Origin of the sequence: Nesterenkonia sp. DZ6 (assembly GCF_022565835.1) — a bacterium.
In the GTDB taxonomy this organism is placed as follows: domain Bacteria; phylum Actinomycetota; class Actinomycetes; order Actinomycetales; family Micrococcaceae; genus Nesterenkonia.
Map to the genome: position 1 here is coordinate 73,859 of NZ_JAJOYW010000004.1, position 17,674 is coordinate 91,532.

Here is a 17,674-nt window from a genome sequence, read left to right on the forward strand (position 1 = left end):
CCCGCAGGCCAACAACAGACGTTTTGACATCATCCAAGATCAAGTGAAGTGAGAGAGATGACTGCCACTACTGCAGAGCAGAGCTCCGGAGCAGCCGGTCAGCCGGGTGCGACTGGTCGCATCGCCCGGGTGATCGGTCCGGTCGTGGACATTGAGTTCCCCGCCGACTCCATCCCATCGATGTACAACGCGCTCAACTCCGAGGTCACCCTCGGCGGCGTGACCCGCAAGATCACGTTCGAGGTCGCTGCACACCTGGGCGACAACCTGATCCGTGCGATCTCGCTGCAGGCCACCGACGGCCTGGTGCGCGGCACCCCCGTGCACGACACCGGATCAGCCATCACGGTGCCCGTGGGTGAGTCCGTGAAGGGACACATCTTCAACGTCCTGGGCGAGACCCTGGACATGCCGATCTCCGAGCTGGAGGTTCAGGATCGCTGGCCGATCCACCGCCCGGCTCCGAACTTCGCGGCACTCGAGGGCTCCACCGAGATGCTGGAGACCGGCATCAAGGTGATCGACCTGCTGACCCCATACATCCAGGGCGGCAAGATCGGCCTCTTCGGCGGCGCCGGTGTGGGCAAGACGGTGCTCATCCAGGAGATGATCACCCGTGTGGCCCGCAACTTCGGCGGCACCTCGGTGTTCGCCGGTGTCGGTGAGCGCACCCGTGAGGGCAACGACCTCTGGGTCGAGATGGAAGAGGCCAACGTCCTCAAGGACACCGCCTTGGTGTTCGGTCAGATGGATGAGCCGCCAGGCACGCGTCTGCGTGTGGCACTGAGTGCGCTGACCATGGCGGAGTACTTCCGCGATGTGCAGAACCAGGATGTGCTGCTCTTCATCGACAACATCTTCCGCTTCTCGCAGGCCGGCTCCGAGGTCTCCACGCTGCTGGGGCGCATGCCTTCAGCAGTGGGTTACCAGCCGAACCTTGCCGACGAGATGGGTGTGCTCCAGGAGCGCATCACCTCGACCCGCGGCCACTCCATCACATCGATGCAGGCCGTCTACGTCCCCGCCGATGACTACACCGACCCGGCGCCGGCGAACGTGTTCGCCCACCTGGACGCGACCACGGAGCTTTCCCGTGCAATCGCCTCGCGTGGTCTGTACCCGGCTGTGGACCCGCTGAGCTCGACCTCGCGCATCCTTGACCCGCAGTACGTGGGTCAGGAGCACTACGACACCGCGACTCGGGTGAAGCAGATCCTGCAGAAGAACAAGGAGCTGCAGGACATCATCGCGATCCTCGGCATCGATGAGCTCGGCGAGGAAGACAAGATCGTCGTCTCCCGCGCCCGCCGCATCGAGCAGTTCCTGTCACAGAACACCTACACCGCCAAGCAGTTCACCGGCGTCGACGGTTCCACTGTGGCGATCAAGGACACCATCGAGGGCTTCAACGCCATCGCCAACGGCGATCTCGACCACATCCCGGAGCAGGCGTTCTACAACGTCGGCGGCCTCGATGATGTCGAGCGTCTCTACGCCGAGATCAAGAAGAGGTCCTGATCATGGCCGAACTCGACGTTCAGGTGGTCGCCAGCGACCACGCCGTCTGGTCCGGTGCCGCCAAGTCGGTGCGCGCGCGCACAGTGGAGGGTGACATCGGCATCCTGCCGGGTCACACTCCGGTGCTCTCGCTGCTGGCCGAAGGTGAGCTGGTCATCAACCCCGTCGAGGGCTCCCCAGTGAACGCGAAGGTCACCGGAGGCTTCTTCTCGGTGGACTCCGATCAGGTGACCATCGTCGCGGACGAGGCCGAGCTCACGCAGAGCTGACCCGATCATCGACTGATCCACCTCATCGCCAGGCGGGCCCCCGGACTCCTCACGGAGACCGGGGGCCCGCCTGTCTGTGCGCGCGTGCGCGAAGCTCATCCTGTCTGTGCGCGCGTGCGCGAAGCTCATCCTGTCTGTGCGCGCGTGCGCGAAGCTCATGGACAGCTTCGCCAGCTCATGGCGGCGCATCAGGCGCTGCCGAACGCGAGGGGCGTCGAGATGGTCCAGGGGCGAGATGCCCGCCATGGTGCGCGAGCTCGATGCCGAGTCCGGCCGGGACAGCCGGCTCTGCGGCGACGCCGACCCCAGGGGTGAGCCTCCCGACGTTTCGGGCCGGAGGTTCAGCCGGCTAGAAGAGGCGCGAGTCGGCGTCGTCGACCCCGCGCATCGCGTCATAGTCCAGCACGAGGCAGCGGATGCCGCGGTCCTCGGCGAGGGTGCGTGCCTGGGGCTTGATCTGCTGGGCCGCGAAGACTCCCTGCACGGGCGCCAGCAGCGGATCGCGGTTGAGCAGGTCCAGGTAGCGGGTGAGCTGCTCAACCCCGTCGATGTCGCCGCGACGCTTGAGCTCCACGGCGACGCTGCCCTGTGGGCCGCGGGCGAGGATGTCCACCGGACCGATCGGGGTGGGGTGCTCCCGACGGATGAGCCGGTGGCCGGCGCCGAGCAGCTCGATCTGCTCGGCGAGCAGCCGCTGCAGATCGGACTCCACGCCGTCCTTGACCAGACCCGGGTCCACGCCGAGATCATGCGAGACGTCCTCGTGGACCTCGCTGATCAGGATGGACAGGGTGTCGTCGCTCTTGGTCGCCGAGACGTTCCAGACCTCGGTGATACCGGCCTCACGCTGCTGCGCGTCGGGCGCGGTCACCCGCATCGTGGCGGGCGGGGACATCCAGTTGAGCGGCTTATAGGAGCCGCCGTCGGAGTGGATGAGCACGCCGCCGTCGGCCTTCACCATGAGCAGGCGCGTGGCCTGGGCCAGGTGGGCGTTGAGCCGGCCGGAATATGACACTGAACAGGTCGCAATTACCAATCGCACGGTGACTGATCCTACCCGGTCTCGGGGGAAGGGCCGCACCCGGGACCAGTGGCCCAGCTGTGTCGTGGTATCCGGAGCCCCACACCTGAAACAATGGAGCCCATGGCCAAGTCAGCGAAGGGACCCGGAAGGCGCGCGTCGAAGTGGCAGCGCGAGCACCGACCGCTGTCCACGGGGGTCTTCGGTCAGGGCGCATTCTCCTCCGGGACGGTGCGCCGCCGTGACGGGGAATATCACGTGCGGCACATCTCCGCCTCCGCAGCGCAGAAGAGCTACACCTGCCCGGGATGCCACCTTCCCGTGCCGGCAGGGACCGCTCACGTCGTCGCCTGGCGGGCCGATTCGATCTTCGGCGATGAGCACGCGGCCGCCGAGCGACGCCACTGGCACAGCCAATGCTGGCGGATAGGCTGAGGTCATGTCTGCTCAGAGATTTGAATACACCGAGGTCCACGACGAGGAGCTGGGACCCAAGTCGGTGCTGCCGGCGCGGCGTGAGGAGATCACGCTGCAGACCGAGGACGGGCTGACCCTGGTCGGTGAGCTGGCGCTGCCCCTGCATGCTCGGCCCGAGGCGACTCTGGTGACCTTCCACCCGCTGCCCACCCACGGCGGGTTCATGGACTCCCACATCTACAAGAAGGCCTCCTACCGGCTCCCTGCACTGGCAGACATCGCGGTGCTGCGCTTCAACACCCGTGGCACCAGCTCACCGCGCGGGACCTCGGAGGGGGAATTCTCCGGAGGTGTCGAGGAGCGACTCGACATGGCCGCCGCGATCCGGTTCGCCGCGCAGCGCGAACTGCCCCACCGCTGGATGCTCGGCTGGTCCTTCGGCACCGAGCTGGTGCTCAAATATGGCACCGACGAGCCCGCACGCTCGGAGACGGAAGGCGCGATCCTGCTCTCGCCTCCGCTGCACCGCGCCGAGCCGGCACACCTGGAGGCCTGGAACGAGGATGGGCGCCCGCTGCGCATCCTGGTGCCCGAGCTTGATGACTTCCTCAAACCCGCGGAGGCGCGGCAGCGCTTCGCCCCGATCACCCAGGCTCAGCTGCGCGGCGTCGAGGGTGCCAAGCACCTCTGGGTGGGGGAGCGGTATTCCCGCCTGGTGCTCGAGGACATCGCGTCCACCGTCCTGGGCGTGACCGCGGATCTGCCGACCACCTGGACCGGGCCGATGGCCTCGGAGTAGCGCTGCGCCGCGCGACCGACCGGTCTGCGCTGCGCCGCGCGGCCTGACTGGGTTCCGGGCTAGCGGGCGTCCTGGCGGCGGATCAGGACCTCGCGGGTCAGCAGCATCACCGCGGCGGCGGTCGGGATCGCCATGAGAGCCCCGAGCACCCCGAGCAGCGTGCCGCCGGCGATGACCGAGATCACGACGACGGCGGCGGGGATCCGCACCGCGCGGGCCATGATGCGCGGCGAGACGAAGTACGCCTCGACCTGCAGGTACACGAAGTAGATGGCGGCGAAGGTTGCGGCGGTCTGCCAGTCCACCGTCAGGGCGACCAGGGTCACGATCGTGCCGCCGGTGACCGGCCCCACCAGGGGGATGAAGGCCAGCACTCCGGCCACCACTGCGAAGAGCACGCCGAAGGGCACGCCGGCGATGCTGATCGCGAGGAATGCGACAAGCCCGTTGAGCACCGCGACACCGGCCTGACCGATCACGTAGTGGCCGACCCCGTCCAGGATCCGATCCCCGAGGTGCTGGACCCGGCCGCGGTTCGAGCGCGGTGCGAGACGGTAGGCCCATGCGGTCATCACCGGCAGTGAGGCCAGGAAATAGATCGCCAGCACGAACACCACCAGCGTGCCGAGTCCGGTGGTCAGGATCGCCGTCCCGACTCCGAAGAGCCCGCCGAGGGCATTGGTGATGTTCGTGGGGTCGGAGATGAACCGGTTGACCTCGGTGTCGATGATCTGTTGCACCTGGAACTCATCTTCGACGCTCCGGAACCACTCAGAGCCGGAGATGTTGTTGACCAGCACCGGCAGCGAGCGCACGAAGGTGGACGTCTGCTCCGTCACCATCGGGGCGAGGGCCGCGATGAATGTCGCCACGACGGCGAGGAATGCCGTGATCGTGACAGCCACCCCCGCGGGCCGCGGCAGGCCTGCCCGTTCCAGGCTGCGCACCACCGGATCGAGGCCGATGGCGATGAACAGCGCGGCGGTGATCCACAACAGCAGCTGCGTGTTGGCCTGGGCCACGAAGAAGACCAACAGCGCGAGGCCGACGCCCAGGGCGAGCATGAATCCGGTGTAGATCGGGCGCGACGCGTAGGGGGCGGCGGCGTTCTGCGTGGACTCCGCCGAGACCGGGGGCAGGCCATATCGGTCGAACTCGGGAAGCGCCGCCGGTGGTTTGAGAGCACGGGCTGACCGAATCATGCGCATGCGGTACTGCAGGCCGCGCGGACGACGTCTCGAGGGTCCACGGCCGAACAGGCGTCGACGGGGAGCGGCTGAGCGGTCCTGTTCGCCGCTGCCGGACTGCCCGTCGGGGCCCAGCTCCTGAGGATCATGCTCGGACTCTGTCACGGGGTCAGCTTAGCCACGCGCCGTCCATGGGACACCATGGTCTGGCGGAAATCCGTCCAGCGGGCGCCCAGACTGTGATCCTATTGTTATGTTCGGTATTCTAAGAGGTTGAACCACCGCCTCCTCCTCCGATCAAGGACTCCTCACCCGTGCGTCTCCCCGCTTCCATCATCGCTTTCATCCTGGGTCTGCTTATGGCGGGCATCGGAGTGGGGCTGCTCACCGTCTGGGCCTCCGACGAGGTTCCCACCGCGCAGACCGAGGAGGTGGAGGATGCCCCGCTGACCGTGATCAGTGAAGACCTGATCGACCCTCAGGCGGAGCGCGACGAGTTCACCATCAGCGCTGAGGGTGAGTACACCATCGCACTGGCGCGCACCCAGGACATCGAGGCCTGGGTCGGCGACGCCGCGCACGTCACCATCGGAGCGGTGCAGGAGGGCGAGGATGATGCCCCGTCCACCATCGAGACGCAGTTCACCGAGGGTGAGACCACGGTGCCGGATCCGAGCGGCTCTGACCTCTGGGCCGCCAGCGAGACCACCGAGGGTGATCTTCGCTACCGCTGGAGCGCACCCGATGACAGCGGCGAGTGGAGCCTGCTGATCTTCCGCGACGGCGAGGAGCCCGCTCCCAGCGCCGTCACAGTGGAGCTTCCCGAAGAGGAAGAGAGCCTGCTCGGCACGGTGCTGATCGTGCTCGGCGCGCTGGTCATCCTGGTGGGCATCTTCCTGCTCTACCGCGCACTCGCCACCCGTCGCCGCGACCGCAGCCCCGAGACCGACCCCGGGACCACCCGGGTCGGTGGTCCCGCCGCGGGCGCTGCGACCGGTGCCACCGCCGCAACCGGTGCCACCGCCGCGACCGGTGCCGCTGCCGCAACCGGTGCTGGCGCCACGGATACCACCACAGTCGAGGATGAGATGAACCAGACCGAAGGGCCCCACGAAAGCCCTCACCCTGAGGCTCCCCAGCACGTCGATCCCTCCGAAGAAGAGCTGACCGGGGTCCTCGGTTCGGTCTCCACCACCGAGAGCACCTACGACCCGGAGGCGCTCAAGGACGAAGACTCCGCCGCAGCCGGCACCGAAACTGCCCGCACCGACTCAGCCGGAGGAGCCGATCCGGTGGATCCCGATGCCACCGGCATCATCGACCCGGTGGGACCGGAGCCGACCGCTCCCGAAGCGACCGAGGATGACACCGAGGACGATACCGAGGAAGGCCGCACCTGGCGCAGCCGCTCGGTGGCCACTGCCGCGGCCTTTGCGCTGGCGCTGAGCCCTGCTGCGCTCATGGCCGATGCGGAGAATCCCGCTCAAGACCCCGCCGAGGACGAGTCGGCGCAGACCGAGGAGGTCGAAGCAGAAGAGGTTGAGGCAGAAGATGGCGAGGGCGCCGGATATTCGGTGCTGCTCCAATCCCAGCTGCAGGGGATCGTCGATGACATCGCGGAGCAGACCGCGGCGGCCGACGCCGAGTTCGATGCCGAGATGCTCTCGCCACGAGTTTCGGGAAATGCGGCGCAGGTCCGTGAACTGACCTACCGGAACCACGAGATGGACGAGGATGTCACCGCGGACGCCATCGGCACCGAGATCCTCAGCGCCGCGGTGACCTCCGGCACCGACTTCCCGCGTCAAGCGGTGGTCATCACCCAGGACGCCGAGGCCGAGATCCCGCAGGTGCTGGTCATCGAGCAGGCTTCACCTCGGGAGAACTATGAGCTCATTCAGGCGGTGCTGATGGTCCCCGGCACGGAGTTCCCGGCCATCGCGGCCGAGGACGGCGGTGTGGAGCCTGTGGATCCCGACGCCGAGGAAGCTCGGTTCGCCGCCAACCACGCCATGGAGCGCGTCGCCGTCTTCCTGAACAACAGCGAGTACTACTTCGGGATGAGTGTGGAGGAGAACGCCTACATCGAGGACCTCCAGGCGTACCAGGAAGAGCTCAGCGAGAGCGCCGAGGACCTGAGCATCTCCTACACCCGGCCGTTCATCGGCGAGGGCAGCACCGCGATGCGTCTGCCTGATGGTTCGGTGATCGCAGTGGGCAGCTTCGACTCCACCACGCAGCTGCGACCCGAGGACGGCGCCTCGATCAACCTCACCGGCGTGACCGCGGATCTGGCGGGCACCGATTCCACCACGGACGACGTCGACATCGTCAATCGTGAATCGATGATCCTGCACATCCCGGCCGAGGACGGCGAGCGGGTCGTCGTGCTCGGAGTCCACGATATTGTGAATGAGGTCAACGTACTCGACTGATCTCCGCAGCCGGAGATCGATCTGCAGGACCACCATGATGGACCCCGACGTGCAAGGAGCGCTTCTGTGACCGATTCCGCCCAGGAACCCCAGTCCCGACGGGTCGACGCCAGGGGGGCAGTGGATCTCTCCGGATTCGCCTCCGACGGTGCGCCCGGGGCGTCCGCGCCCGCCGCCCCGGCGGGTCAGGCCCCAGCCGCTCAGGCTGCACCGGGAGCGCCCAACAGCTGGGCCATCCAGGTGCAGCCGCAGCAGCTGCAGCAGGTGGTGGAGCTCTCCTCGCAGGCTCCGGTGATCGTGCTCATCCACGGCACCGACGCGGCCTCGGCGACTATGAAGTCCACCCTGGAGGACCTCGTCGACGCCCAGCAGGGTCGCCTGCTGCTCGCCGAGATCGACTCCTCCGCGCACCCGGAGCTGGCCCAGAGCGCCGATCAGGTCCCGGTGGCCACCGCCTTCATCGGCGGCCGTCCGGTCGGGGAGTTCGACGCCTCGGTGCCTACCGAGCAGCTTTCCCAGCTGGTGACGCAGATGGTGCAGATGGCCACCCAGAATGGCATGACACAGAAGCTTCCCGCGCAGTCCACCCGAGTCGTGGAGGGCCAGGAGCCCCCGGCGGAGCCGGAGCTGCCGCCGCTGCATCAGGAGGCGCTCGATGCTCTGGAGAACAGCGACTACGCCGCTGCGGCGAAGGCCTACGAGCAGGCCATCAAGGAGAAGCCCGACGATGAGGACGCCAAGATCGGCCTGGCCCAGGTGAAGCTGCTGCAGCGGACCACCGGAGCCGATCTCGCCGCAGCCCGTGAGGCCGCGGCCGCGAACCCCGACGATGTCACCGCACAGATCGCCGTCGCCGACCTCGACGTGCTGGGCGGTCACGTGGAAGATGGCTTCTCGCGCCTGGTGCGCTTCATCCAGACCCATTTCGGTGATGATCGAGAGACGGCACGGGCTCACCTGGTCGAGCTCTACTCCATCACCGGTGACACCGATCCCCGCGTCTCCGCCTCGCGCAGGCAGCTCGCCCGCGCCCTCTTCTAGAAGGCCTCGTCTCGACCCCGCTCGAAGAGTCAGGAGATGTCCTTCTCAGGGCGGAGGCGCCGCTGAGCTGGGCTCGGTAGTCTCGGTGCATGCATTCAGTCAGCGTCAGCACGCCCGCACTGAGACTGCGCGGCCTGAACAAGAGATTCGGACAGACCCCCGCGGTGGAGGATCTGCACCTGGACGTGCCGCGCGGATCCTTCTACGGGTTCGTCGGCCCCAACGGTGCGGGAAAGACCACCACCCTGTCCATGGCGACGGGCCTGATGCGACCCGATGCCGGCAGCGCAGAAGTCGTGGGCATCGACGTCTGGGCGCAGCCCCAGGAGGCCAAAGGCTCCATGGGAGTGCTCGCGGACGGCGTCATGCTCTTCGACAAGCTCACCGGTGCGCAGCTGGTGACCTACGCCGGGCTGCTTCGCGGGATGGACCGTGACACCGTCGAATCTCGCACCGCTGACCTGCTGCGGGTGCTCGGTCTTGAAGATGCCCGGGGCAGACTCGTCCAGGACTACTCCGCCGGGATGACCAAGAAGATCGCACTGGCCTCGGCGATGGTCCATGCACCGGAGCTTCTGGTGCTCGATGAGCCCTTCGAGGCCGTGGACCCGGTCTCCGCGCGCACGATCCGCGGCCTGCTGGAGTCCTACGTCGCCTCCGGGGGCACGGTGATCCTCTCGAGCCACGTCATGGATCTCGTCCAACGGATGTGTTCCCACGTCGGGATCATCGCCGAGGGGCGGCTGCTGGCCTCGGGAACCCTGGAGGAGGTCCGCAATGGTTCGGACCTCGAGGCGCGCTTCGTGGAGCTGGTCGGACTCGAAGGCGGAGATCAGGAGCTCGAATGGTTGCAGCTCTGATACGCCTCAAGAAGGATCTGACCTTCAACGGGTTCAACCGATCAGGCTGGCACATCCTGGGCACGGTCTTCGCCGGGCTCTACGGCCTGGGCATGGTGGGGATGGTCTTCGCGCTCCAGGTGATGGAGGGCAGCGCCGACGTCGCCGACCCGGAGTTCGTCCACACCGCCAGCGTGCTGATGGGCTCGGCGGTCTTCCTGCTCTGGCTGATCATCCCGGTGTTCATCTCAGGGGCCGACGCCGCGATGAACCCGCGTCAGTTCGTCACCTACGGCATCCCCCGGCGGGGACTGATCCTGGGGCTGGTGCTGACCGGGCTGATCTCGATCGGAGCGGTGCTCACCCTGATCTGGCTGATCGGGCAGGTGCTGCACTGGCGCTGGGACGCCGCGGCCGCCGTGACGGCGGCGATCACGCTGCCGCTGCTGCTGATCACCTACAGCCTGGTCTCCCAGGCAGTGACCACCTCGATCAGCGCCTGGCTCAGCGGGCGCCGGTCCCGGGACTTCCTCGCCGTGCTGGCGCTGAGCCTGATGGTGCTGCTCTACCCGATCATGGTCGGGCTGCAGAGCGCCTTCGCGTCGCTGGCCGCCGCGCTGCCCGCCGTGGTGAACTTCCTCGCACTGACTCCGCTGGGCGCCGGGGCCGCTCTGCCTGCCGACGCGGCGGCCGGTCACTGGGGCTCATTCACGCTGCGGCTGGGGATCCTGGCAGCGACGGTGGCCGTCGCCCTCGTGGTCATCCGAGCCGCCCTGGTGAAGATCACCGAACAGCCCACCGTGCCGAGCTCCTCCGGGTCCAGGAGTGCGAAGGGACTCGGGATCTTCGCACGCTTCCCCGCCACGCCCTGGGGTGCGGTGGCCGCGAGGGCCAGCACCTATTGGCTCAAGGACGCCCGCTACGGCGGGACCCTGGTCGTCCTGCCGGCACTGGTGGTACTCGCGGTGGTCATGTACTTCCAGCTCGAGGCGCCCTGGGTGCTGCTCGCACTGGGACCGATCTTCGGCTTCAGCCTGGGCTTCGCGATCTCCGCGGACATCTCCTACGACCACTCCGCCTTCGCGCTGCACATCACCAGCGGCGTCTCCGGCATCGCGGACCGGGTGGGACGCCTGGTCGGGCTGCTGGCCTTCGGCCTGCCGGCCACGGTGCTCGCGGCGCTGATCCCGGCGGTGATGTTCGCCGAACCGGGCACCGCAGCCGCGCTGGTGGGTGCGAGTGTCGGCATGCTGCTCAGCGCCGCCGGACTCTCCTGTCTGATCTCGGCCCGCTTCACCTATCCCGTCCCCAAGCCCGGGGACGGTCCGCTGAGTCAGCCCTCGGGCTCCACCGGCCGGTTGATGATCGTCCAGCTGGGCATGCTCATCGCGACCCTGGTGCTGATGCTGCCGGAGGTGATCCTGGTCATCATCTGGATGGTCAGCGACGCTCAATGGCTGGCCTGGGTGCTCGGGATCGGATCGGTGCTCAAGGGTCTGGCGCTGGTCTGGATCGGCGTGCATCTCGGGGCGCGGGTCTATGATCGCAGTCAGCCGGAGCTCTTTCAGCAGGTCAGCCAATACTGAGGCGCCGCGGATCGGGCCCAGAGCGGCGGGTCCGGTGCTGCAGCGAGCTCGGAGCAGCGGCGGCGGAGGCGAAGCAGATGGGCCGACACCGCGTCGCGCGGGGATGATCTGCTCTCGCAGGCTCGCTAGACTAGGACCCATGATGGTCAATGACAACGGACTCCAGCCCGCCCCCGCCCGGTTTGGCATGCACACCGCTGATCCGGCCGCCGCGCCGGCACCCGGTGGAGCCGCCACCATCGAGCGCGAGCACCAGGAGCAGCTCTCCGAGCCCGGTGATCACGAGCGCTTCGCCCATTACGTGAACAAGAACCGCATCATGGAGTCCGCCCTCGAGGGCGGCGCCGTGGTGGCGCTCTGCGGCAAGGTCTGGATCCCGTCGCGGGATCCCAAGAAGTTCCCCGTGTGCCCGGAGTGCAAAGAGATCTACGAAGAGATGATGGGCGGCGGAGACGGGGACGGCGAGTCCGGCGGGGACTCCGGCGGCAAGCGCGGCTTCTTCGGCTTCGGCCGCAGCTGAACCTGCGCTGAGCCAAGCACACAGTGGAGCAGTCTGAGACGCTTTTCGACGTCGGCACCGATGTCGGCAGATCACTACCCCCGGTCTATCCGCACCGGGCCGCCCACGGCACCGCGGGAACCCTGCGCCAATGGCAGCAGGAGGCCCTCGACCTCTACATCCAGAAGCGGCCCAAGGACTTCCTCGCCGTCGCGACCCCCGGTGCGGGCAAGACCACCTTCGCGCTGCGAGTGGCGAAGCTGCTGGTGGAATCCGGTGAGGTGAACCGGATCTACGTGGTCGCGCCCACCGAGCACCTGAAGCGGCAGTGGGCCGATGCCGCCGGGCGCGTGGGTCTGGCCCTGGATCCGAACTTCAAGAACTCCGACGGCCGCCACGGCCGCCAGTACATCGGCGTCGTCGTGACCTACTCGCAGGTGGCGAACAAGCCCGCGCTGCACCGGAACAAGACCGAGGCCGGTCGCACCCTGGTCATCTTCGACGAGATCCACCATGCCGGTGACGCGCTCTCCTGGGGCGACGGCGTGCGGGAGGCCTTCGATCCCGCCGTGCGGCGGCTGGCGCTCACCGGCACCCCGTTCCGCTCCGACACCTCACCGATCCCCTTCGTGGAGTACGTGGAGGACGGCGCCGGGGTGCGCCGATCCAAGGCGGACTACGCCTATAACTACGGCCCGGCGCTGAAGGACCGGGTGGTGCGTCCCGTCGTCTTCATGGCCTACTCCGGGAACATGCGCTGGCGGACCTCCGCCGGGGAAGAGATGGAGGCCCAGCTCGGGGCCGCCGCCACCAAAGACATCACCAACCATGCCTGGCGCACCGCGCTGAACCCGGAAGGGGAGTGGATCCCTTCGGTGCTCAAGGCCGCGCATCAGCGGCTGCTGAAGGTCCGAGACAAGATCGACGACGCCGGCGGACTGGTCATCGCGACCGACCATGAGACCGCCCGCGCCTACGCCGCCCAGCTCGACGAGCTGACCGGGCAGAAGACCACCGTGGTCCTCTCCGATGACAAGGGCGCCTCGAACCAGATCGAGAAGTTCTCCGATGACCCCTCCAAGCTGTGGATGGTCGCCGTGCGGATGGTCTCCGAAGGTGTTGACGTGCCGCGGCTCTGCGTGGGCGTCTATGCCACCTCCACCTCGACCCCGCTGTTCTTCGCCCAGGCGGTCGGGCGCTTCGTGCGGCTGCGCAAGAAGGCGGAGGTGGCGTCGGTCTTCCTGCCTTCGGTGCCGGTGCTGACCACCCTGGCCAATGAGATGGAGCAGGAGCGCGACCACGCGCTGGACGTCCCGCGCGCCGCGGCGCAGGACTCCGAGGAGGGCCTCGACGATGAGCTGCTCGATGCCGCCAACAAGGAGGAGCGTGGCTCGGATCAGCTCGAGCGCGGCGAGTTCGCCGCGCTGCATTCCAACGCCTCCTTCGACAAGGTCCTCTTCGACGGCGCCGAGTTCGGCCTCGGTGGCGCCATGGGCTCCGAGGAGGAGCTGGACTTCTTAGGGATCCCCGGTCTGCTGGAGCCCGAGCAGGTCTCCACGCTGCTGCGCCAGCACCAGGCGGACCAGCTGCGCCGCAAACCCGCCGCCGCGGCGTCGGCGGAGCCGGTGGTGGACCACCGGCAGCTCAAGACGCTGCGCGCCACGCTGAACAAGTCGGTCTCGGCCTATGCGGCGAAGACCGGCATGCATCAGGGCAGCATCCACACCAAGCTCCGCGACGCCTGCGGGGGACCCGCGGTGGGCCAGGCCACACAGGTTCAGCTCGAAGAGCGGCTCAAGAAGATCCAGATGTGGTTCGTCGGGCGGAAGTAGCCGAGCGAGAGGCCTGTGACTCGGCTGCCCCTGGCCAGAGTTTCCTTCTCAGAGGTCCTCGAGGCTGACGACCTCGACCTCGGCGGCGTCGAACTCGGCATAGGCCTGTTCGACCGAGTCGTCGCTGACGCCCACGGTGAGCTCCCGGATGATGCGGACCTGGAAGTCGTTCTCCACCGCGTCGAGCACGGTGGCCCGCACGCAGTGATCGGTGGCGATGCCGACGATGGTCACCGCGTCGATGTCCTGGGCGCGGAGCCAGGCGTGGAGATCTGCTGAACCCTCGGTGATGGCAGCTGCGGGACCGACCTTGGAGCCGTTCTCGCCCTCCAGGCTGCCCACCTTCTCGGGATCACCCTCCAGGCCCTCGAATCCTGAGTAGCCGTCGGAGTAGAGGCCCTTGAGGAAGCGCGCATCGACGTGTTCGGTGTCGAGATTCGGATGAAGCTCGGCACCGGGGGTGCCAGCCACGCAGTGCTCGGGCCAGCTCACCTTGAAGTCCGGGGTGTCGGAGAAGTGAGGTCCGGGATCGATGTGCCAGTCCTGCGTCGTGAGGATCGCGTCGAACTCGGCGTAGCTGTCCTCCAGAAATTCGCTGATCTCGCTGGCGACCTGCGCGCCGCCCGCGACCGCAAGCGTCCCGCCCTCACAGAAGTCCTGCTGCACATCGACAATGATCAGCGCCTGGGCCACTACGTCCTCCTGGTCGGAAAGCTCCGGGTATGGGTGTGCGACGCGAGGTACTCACAGCAGCACACCCACCACGTTACTGGTTCTACCCGGCCTCGGCGAGGTCGAACTCCTTGAAGACCAGTGCGCGGTCGGCGGCGGCTCCGGCGACGCTGCTGACCTGCCGGCGATCAGCTGAAGATCGTGGGCAGGACCGGGTCCCCATGCTGCAGCCGCTGCGCTGCGGGCGGGAGTTCGGCGAGCGATGCCGCGTGACGCCGACGCGCATCGGCCACGCCGGCCTGCCCGACATGTTCGGGTGCGACCTCGCCGGCGCGGACCAGCGGCACCATCAGCTCGCGGGTGCGCTGGCCATGGGTCTGCGGCGCGGCGCCGACCCCGATCAGCTCCGCGTCGGCACGGCCGGACTCATCGAAGCTGCGCACCGCCTGCTTGACCCCGCCCAGGCTCGACTTGCCGGGGGCGTTCTTCGCCACGGAGACGGGCTCGCCGTCGTCGTCGGTGCGCTGCACCAGCTTGTAGACCATCGCGGCCGTGGGGGAGCCGCCGCCGGTGACCAGCTTCGTGCCCACCCCGTAGGAGTCCACCGGAGCCGACTGCAGCCGCGCGATGGCATGTTCGTCCAGATCGGAGGAGACGATGATCTTGGTACGGGTGTTTCCCAGCGAGTCCAGCAGCGCCCGGACCTCGCCGGCCTGCTCGACCAGGTCCCCGGAGTCCAGCCGGACCGCGCCCAGCTCCGGCCCGGCGATGCTCACGGCGCGGCGCACCGCTGTCTGTACGTCGTAGGTGTCCACCAATAAGGTGGTGCCCGGTCCGAAGGCTCGCACCTGGGCTTCGAAGGCCTCCTCCTCCGAATCGTGGAGCAGCGTGAAGGCGTGGGCCGCAGTGCCCAGGGTGGGCAGGCCCCATCGGCGCCCGGCCTCGAGGTTCGAGGTGGCGGTGAAGCCGGCGATCGCGGCCGCCCGGGCCGCGGCCACGGCGCTGAACTCCTGGGTGCGTCGCGATCCCATCTCCACACACGGCCGGTCCCCGGCGGCGACCGTCATCCGCGAGGCCGCCGACGCGATGGCCGAGTCGTGGTTGAGCACCGAGAGCACGTAGGTCTCCAGCAGGCAGGCCTCGGCGAAGCTCGCCTCCACGCGCAGCACCGGGGAGTCCGGCATGAAGATCTCTCCCTCGGCGTAGCCGTGGACATCACCGGAGAACCGGTAGTCCGCTAAGAACTCCAGCGTGGTCTCGTCGACGATGCCGCGGTCACGCAGCCAGTCGATCTCGGCACTGCCGAAGCGGAACTGGGCGAGGCCCTCGAGCATGCGCCCGGTGCCGCCCACCACGCCGTAGCGTCGGCCCGCGGGAAGATGGCGGGTGAAGACCTCGAAGACGCAGCGCCGCCCAGCGGCCCCGGAGGCCAGCGCGGCCTGGACCATGGTCAGCTCGTACTGATCGGTGAGCAGCGCGGTGGAGGGCGCCGTCGGTCTGGAGCGGACGGCGGGCGTGGCGGAGGCCGCGGTGGCGCGGGCAGCGGCGGGCTGGGCGGAGGCAGATTCAGGTGGCACGGTCCCAGCGTAGAATACTCAGCATGAGTTCAGCCGAAGGATCCACGCTCAGCCGTGAGGAGACTGGCCTCGATTCCGAGTTCTCCCAGCTCCTCTCTGCGGCGCGCCCCTACCAGGTGGTCGTCTGGAACGACCCGGTCAACCTGATGACCTATGTCAGCTGGGTCTTCCGCAGCTACTTCGGTCATTCCAAGTCGCGCGCGGAGAAACTGATGATGCAGGTGCACGAGGAGGGCCGCGCCGTGGTCTCCCACGGTCCGCGGGAGAAGGCCGAGCAGGACGTCACGGCCATGCACCAGTACGGTCTGCAGGCGACCCTGGAAGAGGCCGAGTAACCCGTGGCGACAGCTTTTCGCGCCACCACCAAGGGATACCGCGCCGATCTCGAACAGCATGAGCGCCGCCTGCTCAGCTCGCTCTGCGCCGATGTGATCCAGCTTCTGGAGAGCCGCGAGGACGAGGCTGATCCAACGGACGAGGCCGCAGCCCCGGACGGGTCCGCGTCGCCGGCTGGGTCTGGGTCGCCGGCTGGGCCGGGATCCGCGGCCGAGGATCCCGCCTTCGCGCACTTCCGGGCCGAGCTCGCGGGTCTCGGCGGGGAGGAGCCGCTGGCACCGCCCGAAGATGACGTGCTGCGACGGCTCCTGCCCGATGCCTCCACCGATCCGGAGGAGGCCGGCCACTTCCGTCGACTCAGTGAGAACTCGCTGCGCGGGGCCAAGATCGCGGATCTGCGCACCGCTCGGATGCTGCTCGAGAGCACTCCGATCAGCATCGACGACGACGTCGCCCCGGTCTTCGGCCGGGCGCTGAACGATCTGCGGCTGACCCTGGCCAGCCGGCTCCAGCTGCACAGCGCCGAGGACGCCGAGCGGGTGCATGACCTTGCGGTCGGGTCGAGCGCCAAGGACACCGACGCCTTCATGGCCGAGATCTACACCTTCATCACCTGGCTCCAGGAGACCCTGTTCAGCGCGATGACCGAGTTCCTGCCGGAGCGTGGGACCGCCGACGACGATGAGAACGCCGACGAGGCAGACCCCGACGCGAGCGGCGGTGCCGGGACATCTGCTCCATGAACGCCTCCGCTCCGGTGGGGATCTTTGATTCCGGGGTCGGCGGGCTGACCGTGGCCCGCGCGGTCCTGGACCAGCTGCCGGGGGAGTCGATCACCTACCTCGGTGACACCGCGCACGGCCCCTATGGACCGTTGCCCATCGCCCGGGTCCGCGCCCATGCGCTGGGAGTCATGGACTCACTCGTCGAGTCCGGGGTCAAGGCCCTGGTCATCGCGTGCAACTCAGCCTCAGCCGCGGTGCTGCGCGATGCCCGCGAACGTTATACGGATCGTCACGGGATCCCGGTGATCGAGGTGATCCAGCCCGCGGTGCGACGCGCCGTCTCGGCCACCCGCAACGGACGCATCGGGGTCATCGGCACCTCCGCCACCGTGAGCTCACGGGCCTACGAGGACACCTTTGCCGCCGCCCCGGCGCTGCAGATCACCACCGCGGCCGCTCCGCGCTTCGTCGAGTTCGTCGAACGCGGCGTCACCACCGGGGACGAGCTGCTCGACGCGGCGCAGGAGTATCTCGCGCCGCTGAAGGCCGCCGGCGTCGACACGCTCGTGCTCGGCTGCACGCACTACCCGCTGCTCACCGGCGTGATCTCCTTCGTGATGGGGGAGGAGGTCACACTGGTGTCCTCCGCCGAGGAGACCGCCAAGGATCTCTACCGGGCGCTCACCCGCCAGGACCTCCAGCGCCCGCCGGCTCTCGACGCACCGGGGACCGCCGCGTCGAAGGAACACACCTTTCTCTCCACCGGGGACGCGGAGGCGTTCGCGCTGCTCGCCCGGCGCTTCCTGGGCCCCGAGGTGCTCGCAGTGCGGCAGGTCGACCACGTCCGAGAGACCTATCCCACCGGAATGATCCGACGCATCACTCCCGCTATGCTGACCGGAGCGCAGGATGACTGAAGTG

17 protein-coding genes are annotated in these 17,674 nt (G+C 68.1%); 13 read left to right on the top strand and 4 right to left on the bottom strand.

Annotation, left to right across the window (positions count from 1 at the left end; genetic code table 11):
* Nucleotides 1-57: 57 nt before the first annotated feature.
* Nucleotides 58-1,518: a F0F1 ATP synthase subunit beta gene (atpD, locus tag LTH93_RS10710; protein WP_241465009.1), complete on the top strand. Its 1,461-nt coding sequence runs from the start codon at nucleotides 58-60 to the stop codon at nucleotides 1,516-1,518.
* Between the two features lie 2 nt (nucleotides 1,519-1,520).
* The gene (locus LTH93_RS10715; protein WP_241465008.1) at nucleotides 1,521-1,787 is read left to right on the top strand and encodes a F0F1 ATP synthase subunit epsilon; all 267 of its coding nucleotides are present in this window, start codon (nucleotides 1,521-1,523) and stop codon (nucleotides 1,785-1,787) included.
* Between the two features lie 349 nt (nucleotides 1,788-2,136).
* Here the strand turns inward: LTH93_RS10715 and nucS are convergent, their stop codons facing one another.
* Complete coding sequence (gene nucS / locus LTH93_RS10720; RefSeq protein ID WP_241465007.1) at nucleotides 2,137-2,829, bottom strand: endonuclease NucS; 693 nt, start codon at nucleotides 2,827-2,829, stop codon at nucleotides 2,137-2,139.
* A gap of 102 nt (nucleotides 2,830-2,931) precedes the next feature.
* On the opposite strand from nucS, the gene LTH93_RS10725 reads away from it, so the two are divergent.
* Together LTH93_RS10725 and LTH93_RS10730 are read left to right on the top strand one after the other, a co-directional pair.
* Nucleotides 2,932-3,243 carry a hypothetical protein gene (locus LTH93_RS10725; RefSeq protein ID WP_241470949.1) on the top strand — a complete coding sequence of 104 codons (312 nt, stop codon included), beginning with the start codon at nucleotides 2,932-2,934 and terminating at the stop codon, nucleotides 3,241-3,243.
* 4 nt (nucleotides 3,244-3,247) lie between these two features.
* Nucleotides 3,248-4,024 (top strand): alpha/beta hydrolase, encoded by a 777-nt coding sequence (locus LTH93_RS10730; protein ID WP_241465005.1) that lies wholly within the window; start codon nucleotides 3,248-3,250, stop codon nucleotides 4,022-4,024.
* Nucleotides 4,025-4,083: 59 nt separating this feature from the next.
* Here LTH93_RS10730 and LTH93_RS10735 read toward each other — a convergent pair whose 3' ends face one another.
* Nucleotides 4,084-5,376, bottom strand: a complete 1,293-nt coding sequence (locus tag LTH93_RS10735; protein ID WP_241465004.1) for an AI-2E family transporter — start codon at nucleotides 5,374-5,376, stop codon at nucleotides 4,084-4,086.
* Nucleotides 5,377-5,525: 149 nt separating this feature from the next.
* Here LTH93_RS10735 and LTH93_RS10740 point away from each other — a divergent pair, with 149 nt between their 5' ends.
* The 6 genes from LTH93_RS10740 to LTH93_RS10765 all read left to right on the top strand — a co-directional run bounded on the left by LTH93_RS10740 (nucleotide 5,526) and on the right by LTH93_RS10765 (nucleotide 13,443).
* A complete protein-coding gene (locus tag LTH93_RS10740) occupies nucleotides 5,526-7,646 on the top strand; it encodes a hypothetical protein (RefSeq protein WP_241470950.1) in 2,121 nt (706 codons plus the stop codon).
* A gap of 66 nt (nucleotides 7,647-7,712) precedes the next feature.
* Nucleotides 7,713-8,687, top strand: coding sequence for a co-chaperone YbbN (locus LTH93_RS13510; protein WP_241465002.1), 975 nt, complete (start codon nucleotides 7,713-7,715; stop codon nucleotides 8,685-8,687).
* A gap of 89 nt (nucleotides 8,688-8,776) precedes the next feature.
* Nucleotides 8,777-9,547, top strand: a complete 771-nt coding sequence (locus tag LTH93_RS10750; protein WP_241470951.1) for an ABC transporter ATP-binding protein — start codon at nucleotides 8,777-8,779, stop codon at nucleotides 9,545-9,547.
* Complete coding sequence (locus tag LTH93_RS10755; protein ID WP_241470952.1) at nucleotides 9,532-11,112, top strand: transporter; 1,581 nt, start codon at nucleotides 9,532-9,534, stop codon at nucleotides 11,110-11,112. Before LTH93_RS10750 ends, LTH93_RS10755 begins: the two co-directional genes overlap by 16 nt.
* Nucleotides 11,113-11,299: 187 nt before the next feature.
* Nucleotides 11,300-11,632 carry a DUF3039 domain-containing protein gene (locus LTH93_RS10760; protein ID WP_241465106.1) on the top strand — a complete coding sequence of 111 codons (333 nt, stop codon included), beginning with the start codon at nucleotides 11,300-11,302 and terminating at the stop codon, nucleotides 11,630-11,632.
* Between the two features lie 23 nt (nucleotides 11,633-11,655).
* Nucleotides 11,656-13,443 carry a DEAD/DEAH box helicase gene (locus LTH93_RS10765; protein ID WP_241464999.1) on the top strand — a complete coding sequence of 596 codons (1,788 nt, stop codon included), beginning with the start codon at nucleotides 11,656-11,658 and terminating at the stop codon, nucleotides 13,441-13,443.
* 48 nt (nucleotides 13,444-13,491) lie between these two features.
* On the opposite strand, the gene LTH93_RS10770 is transcribed toward LTH93_RS10765, so the two are convergent.
* Nucleotides 13,492-14,136 carry an isochorismatase family protein gene (locus tag LTH93_RS10770; protein ID WP_241464998.1) on the bottom strand — a complete coding sequence of 215 codons (645 nt, stop codon included), beginning with the start codon at nucleotides 14,134-14,136 and terminating at the stop codon, nucleotides 13,492-13,494.
* A gap of 167 nt (nucleotides 14,137-14,303) precedes the next feature.
* A complete protein-coding gene (locus LTH93_RS10775; RefSeq protein WP_241471083.1) occupies nucleotides 14,304-15,563 on the bottom strand; it encodes a nicotinate phosphoribosyltransferase in 1,260 nt (419 codons plus the stop codon).
* Nucleotides 15,564-15,715: 152 nt separating this feature from the next.
* On the opposite strand from LTH93_RS10775, the gene clpS reads away from it, so the two are divergent.
* Genes clpS through murI form a run of 3 tightly spaced genes read left to right on the top strand, consistent with a single transcriptional unit; the run spans nucleotide 15,716 to nucleotide 17,670 of the window.
* Nucleotides 15,716-16,027, top strand: coding sequence for an ATP-dependent Clp protease adapter ClpS (gene clpS, locus LTH93_RS10780; RefSeq protein ID WP_241464997.1), 312 nt, complete (start codon nucleotides 15,716-15,718; stop codon nucleotides 16,025-16,027).
* 3 nt (nucleotides 16,028-16,030) lie between these two features.
* A complete protein-coding gene (locus LTH93_RS10785; protein ID WP_241470953.1) occupies nucleotides 16,031-16,771 on the top strand; it encodes a DUF2017 family protein in 741 nt (246 codons plus the stop codon).
* Nucleotides 16,768-17,670 carry a glutamate racemase gene (gene murI, locus LTH93_RS10790; protein ID WP_241470954.1) on the top strand — a complete coding sequence of 301 codons (903 nt, stop codon included), beginning with the start codon at nucleotides 16,768-16,770 and terminating at the stop codon, nucleotides 17,668-17,670. Before LTH93_RS10785 ends, murI begins: the two co-directional genes overlap by 4 nt.
* Nucleotides 17,671-17,674: the final 4 nt, after the last annotated feature.

Bases quoted from the DNA above. Each gene is read 5' to 3' on its own strand.
- atpD (WP_241465009.1), top strand. From the start codon at position 58: ATGACTGCCACTACTGCAGAGCAGAGCTCCGGAGCAGCCGGTCAGCCG.
- LTH93_RS10715 (WP_241465008.1), top strand. From the start codon at position 1,521: ATGGCCGAACTCGACGTTCAGGTGGTCGCCAGCGACCACGCCGTCTGG.
- LTH93_RS10725 (WP_241470949.1), top strand. From the start codon at position 2,932: ATGGCCAAGTCAGCGAAGGGACCCGGAAGGCGCGCGTCGAAGTGGCAG.
- LTH93_RS10730 (WP_241465005.1), top strand. From the start codon at position 3,248: ATGTCTGCTCAGAGATTTGAATACACCGAGGTCCACGACGAGGAGCTG.
- LTH93_RS10750 (WP_241470951.1), top strand. From the start codon at position 8,777: ATGCATTCAGTCAGCGTCAGCACGCCCGCACTGAGACTGCGCGGCCTG.
- LTH93_RS10755 (WP_241470952.1), top strand. From the start codon at position 9,532: ATGGTTGCAGCTCTGATACGCCTCAAGAAGGATCTGACCTTCAACGGG.
- LTH93_RS10760 (WP_241465106.1), top strand. From the start codon at position 11,300: ATGCACACCGCTGATCCGGCCGCCGCGCCGGCACCCGGTGGAGCCGCC.
- LTH93_RS10775 (WP_241471083.1), bottom strand. From the start codon at position 15,563: ATGGTCCAGGCCGCGCTGGCCTCCGGGGCCGCTGGGCGGCGCTGCGTC.
- clpS (WP_241464997.1), top strand. From the start codon at position 15,716: ATGAGTTCAGCCGAAGGATCCACGCTCAGCCGTGAGGAGACTGGCCTC.
- murI (WP_241470954.1), top strand. From the start codon at position 16,768: ATGAACGCCTCCGCTCCGGTGGGGATCTTTGATTCCGGGGTCGGCGGG.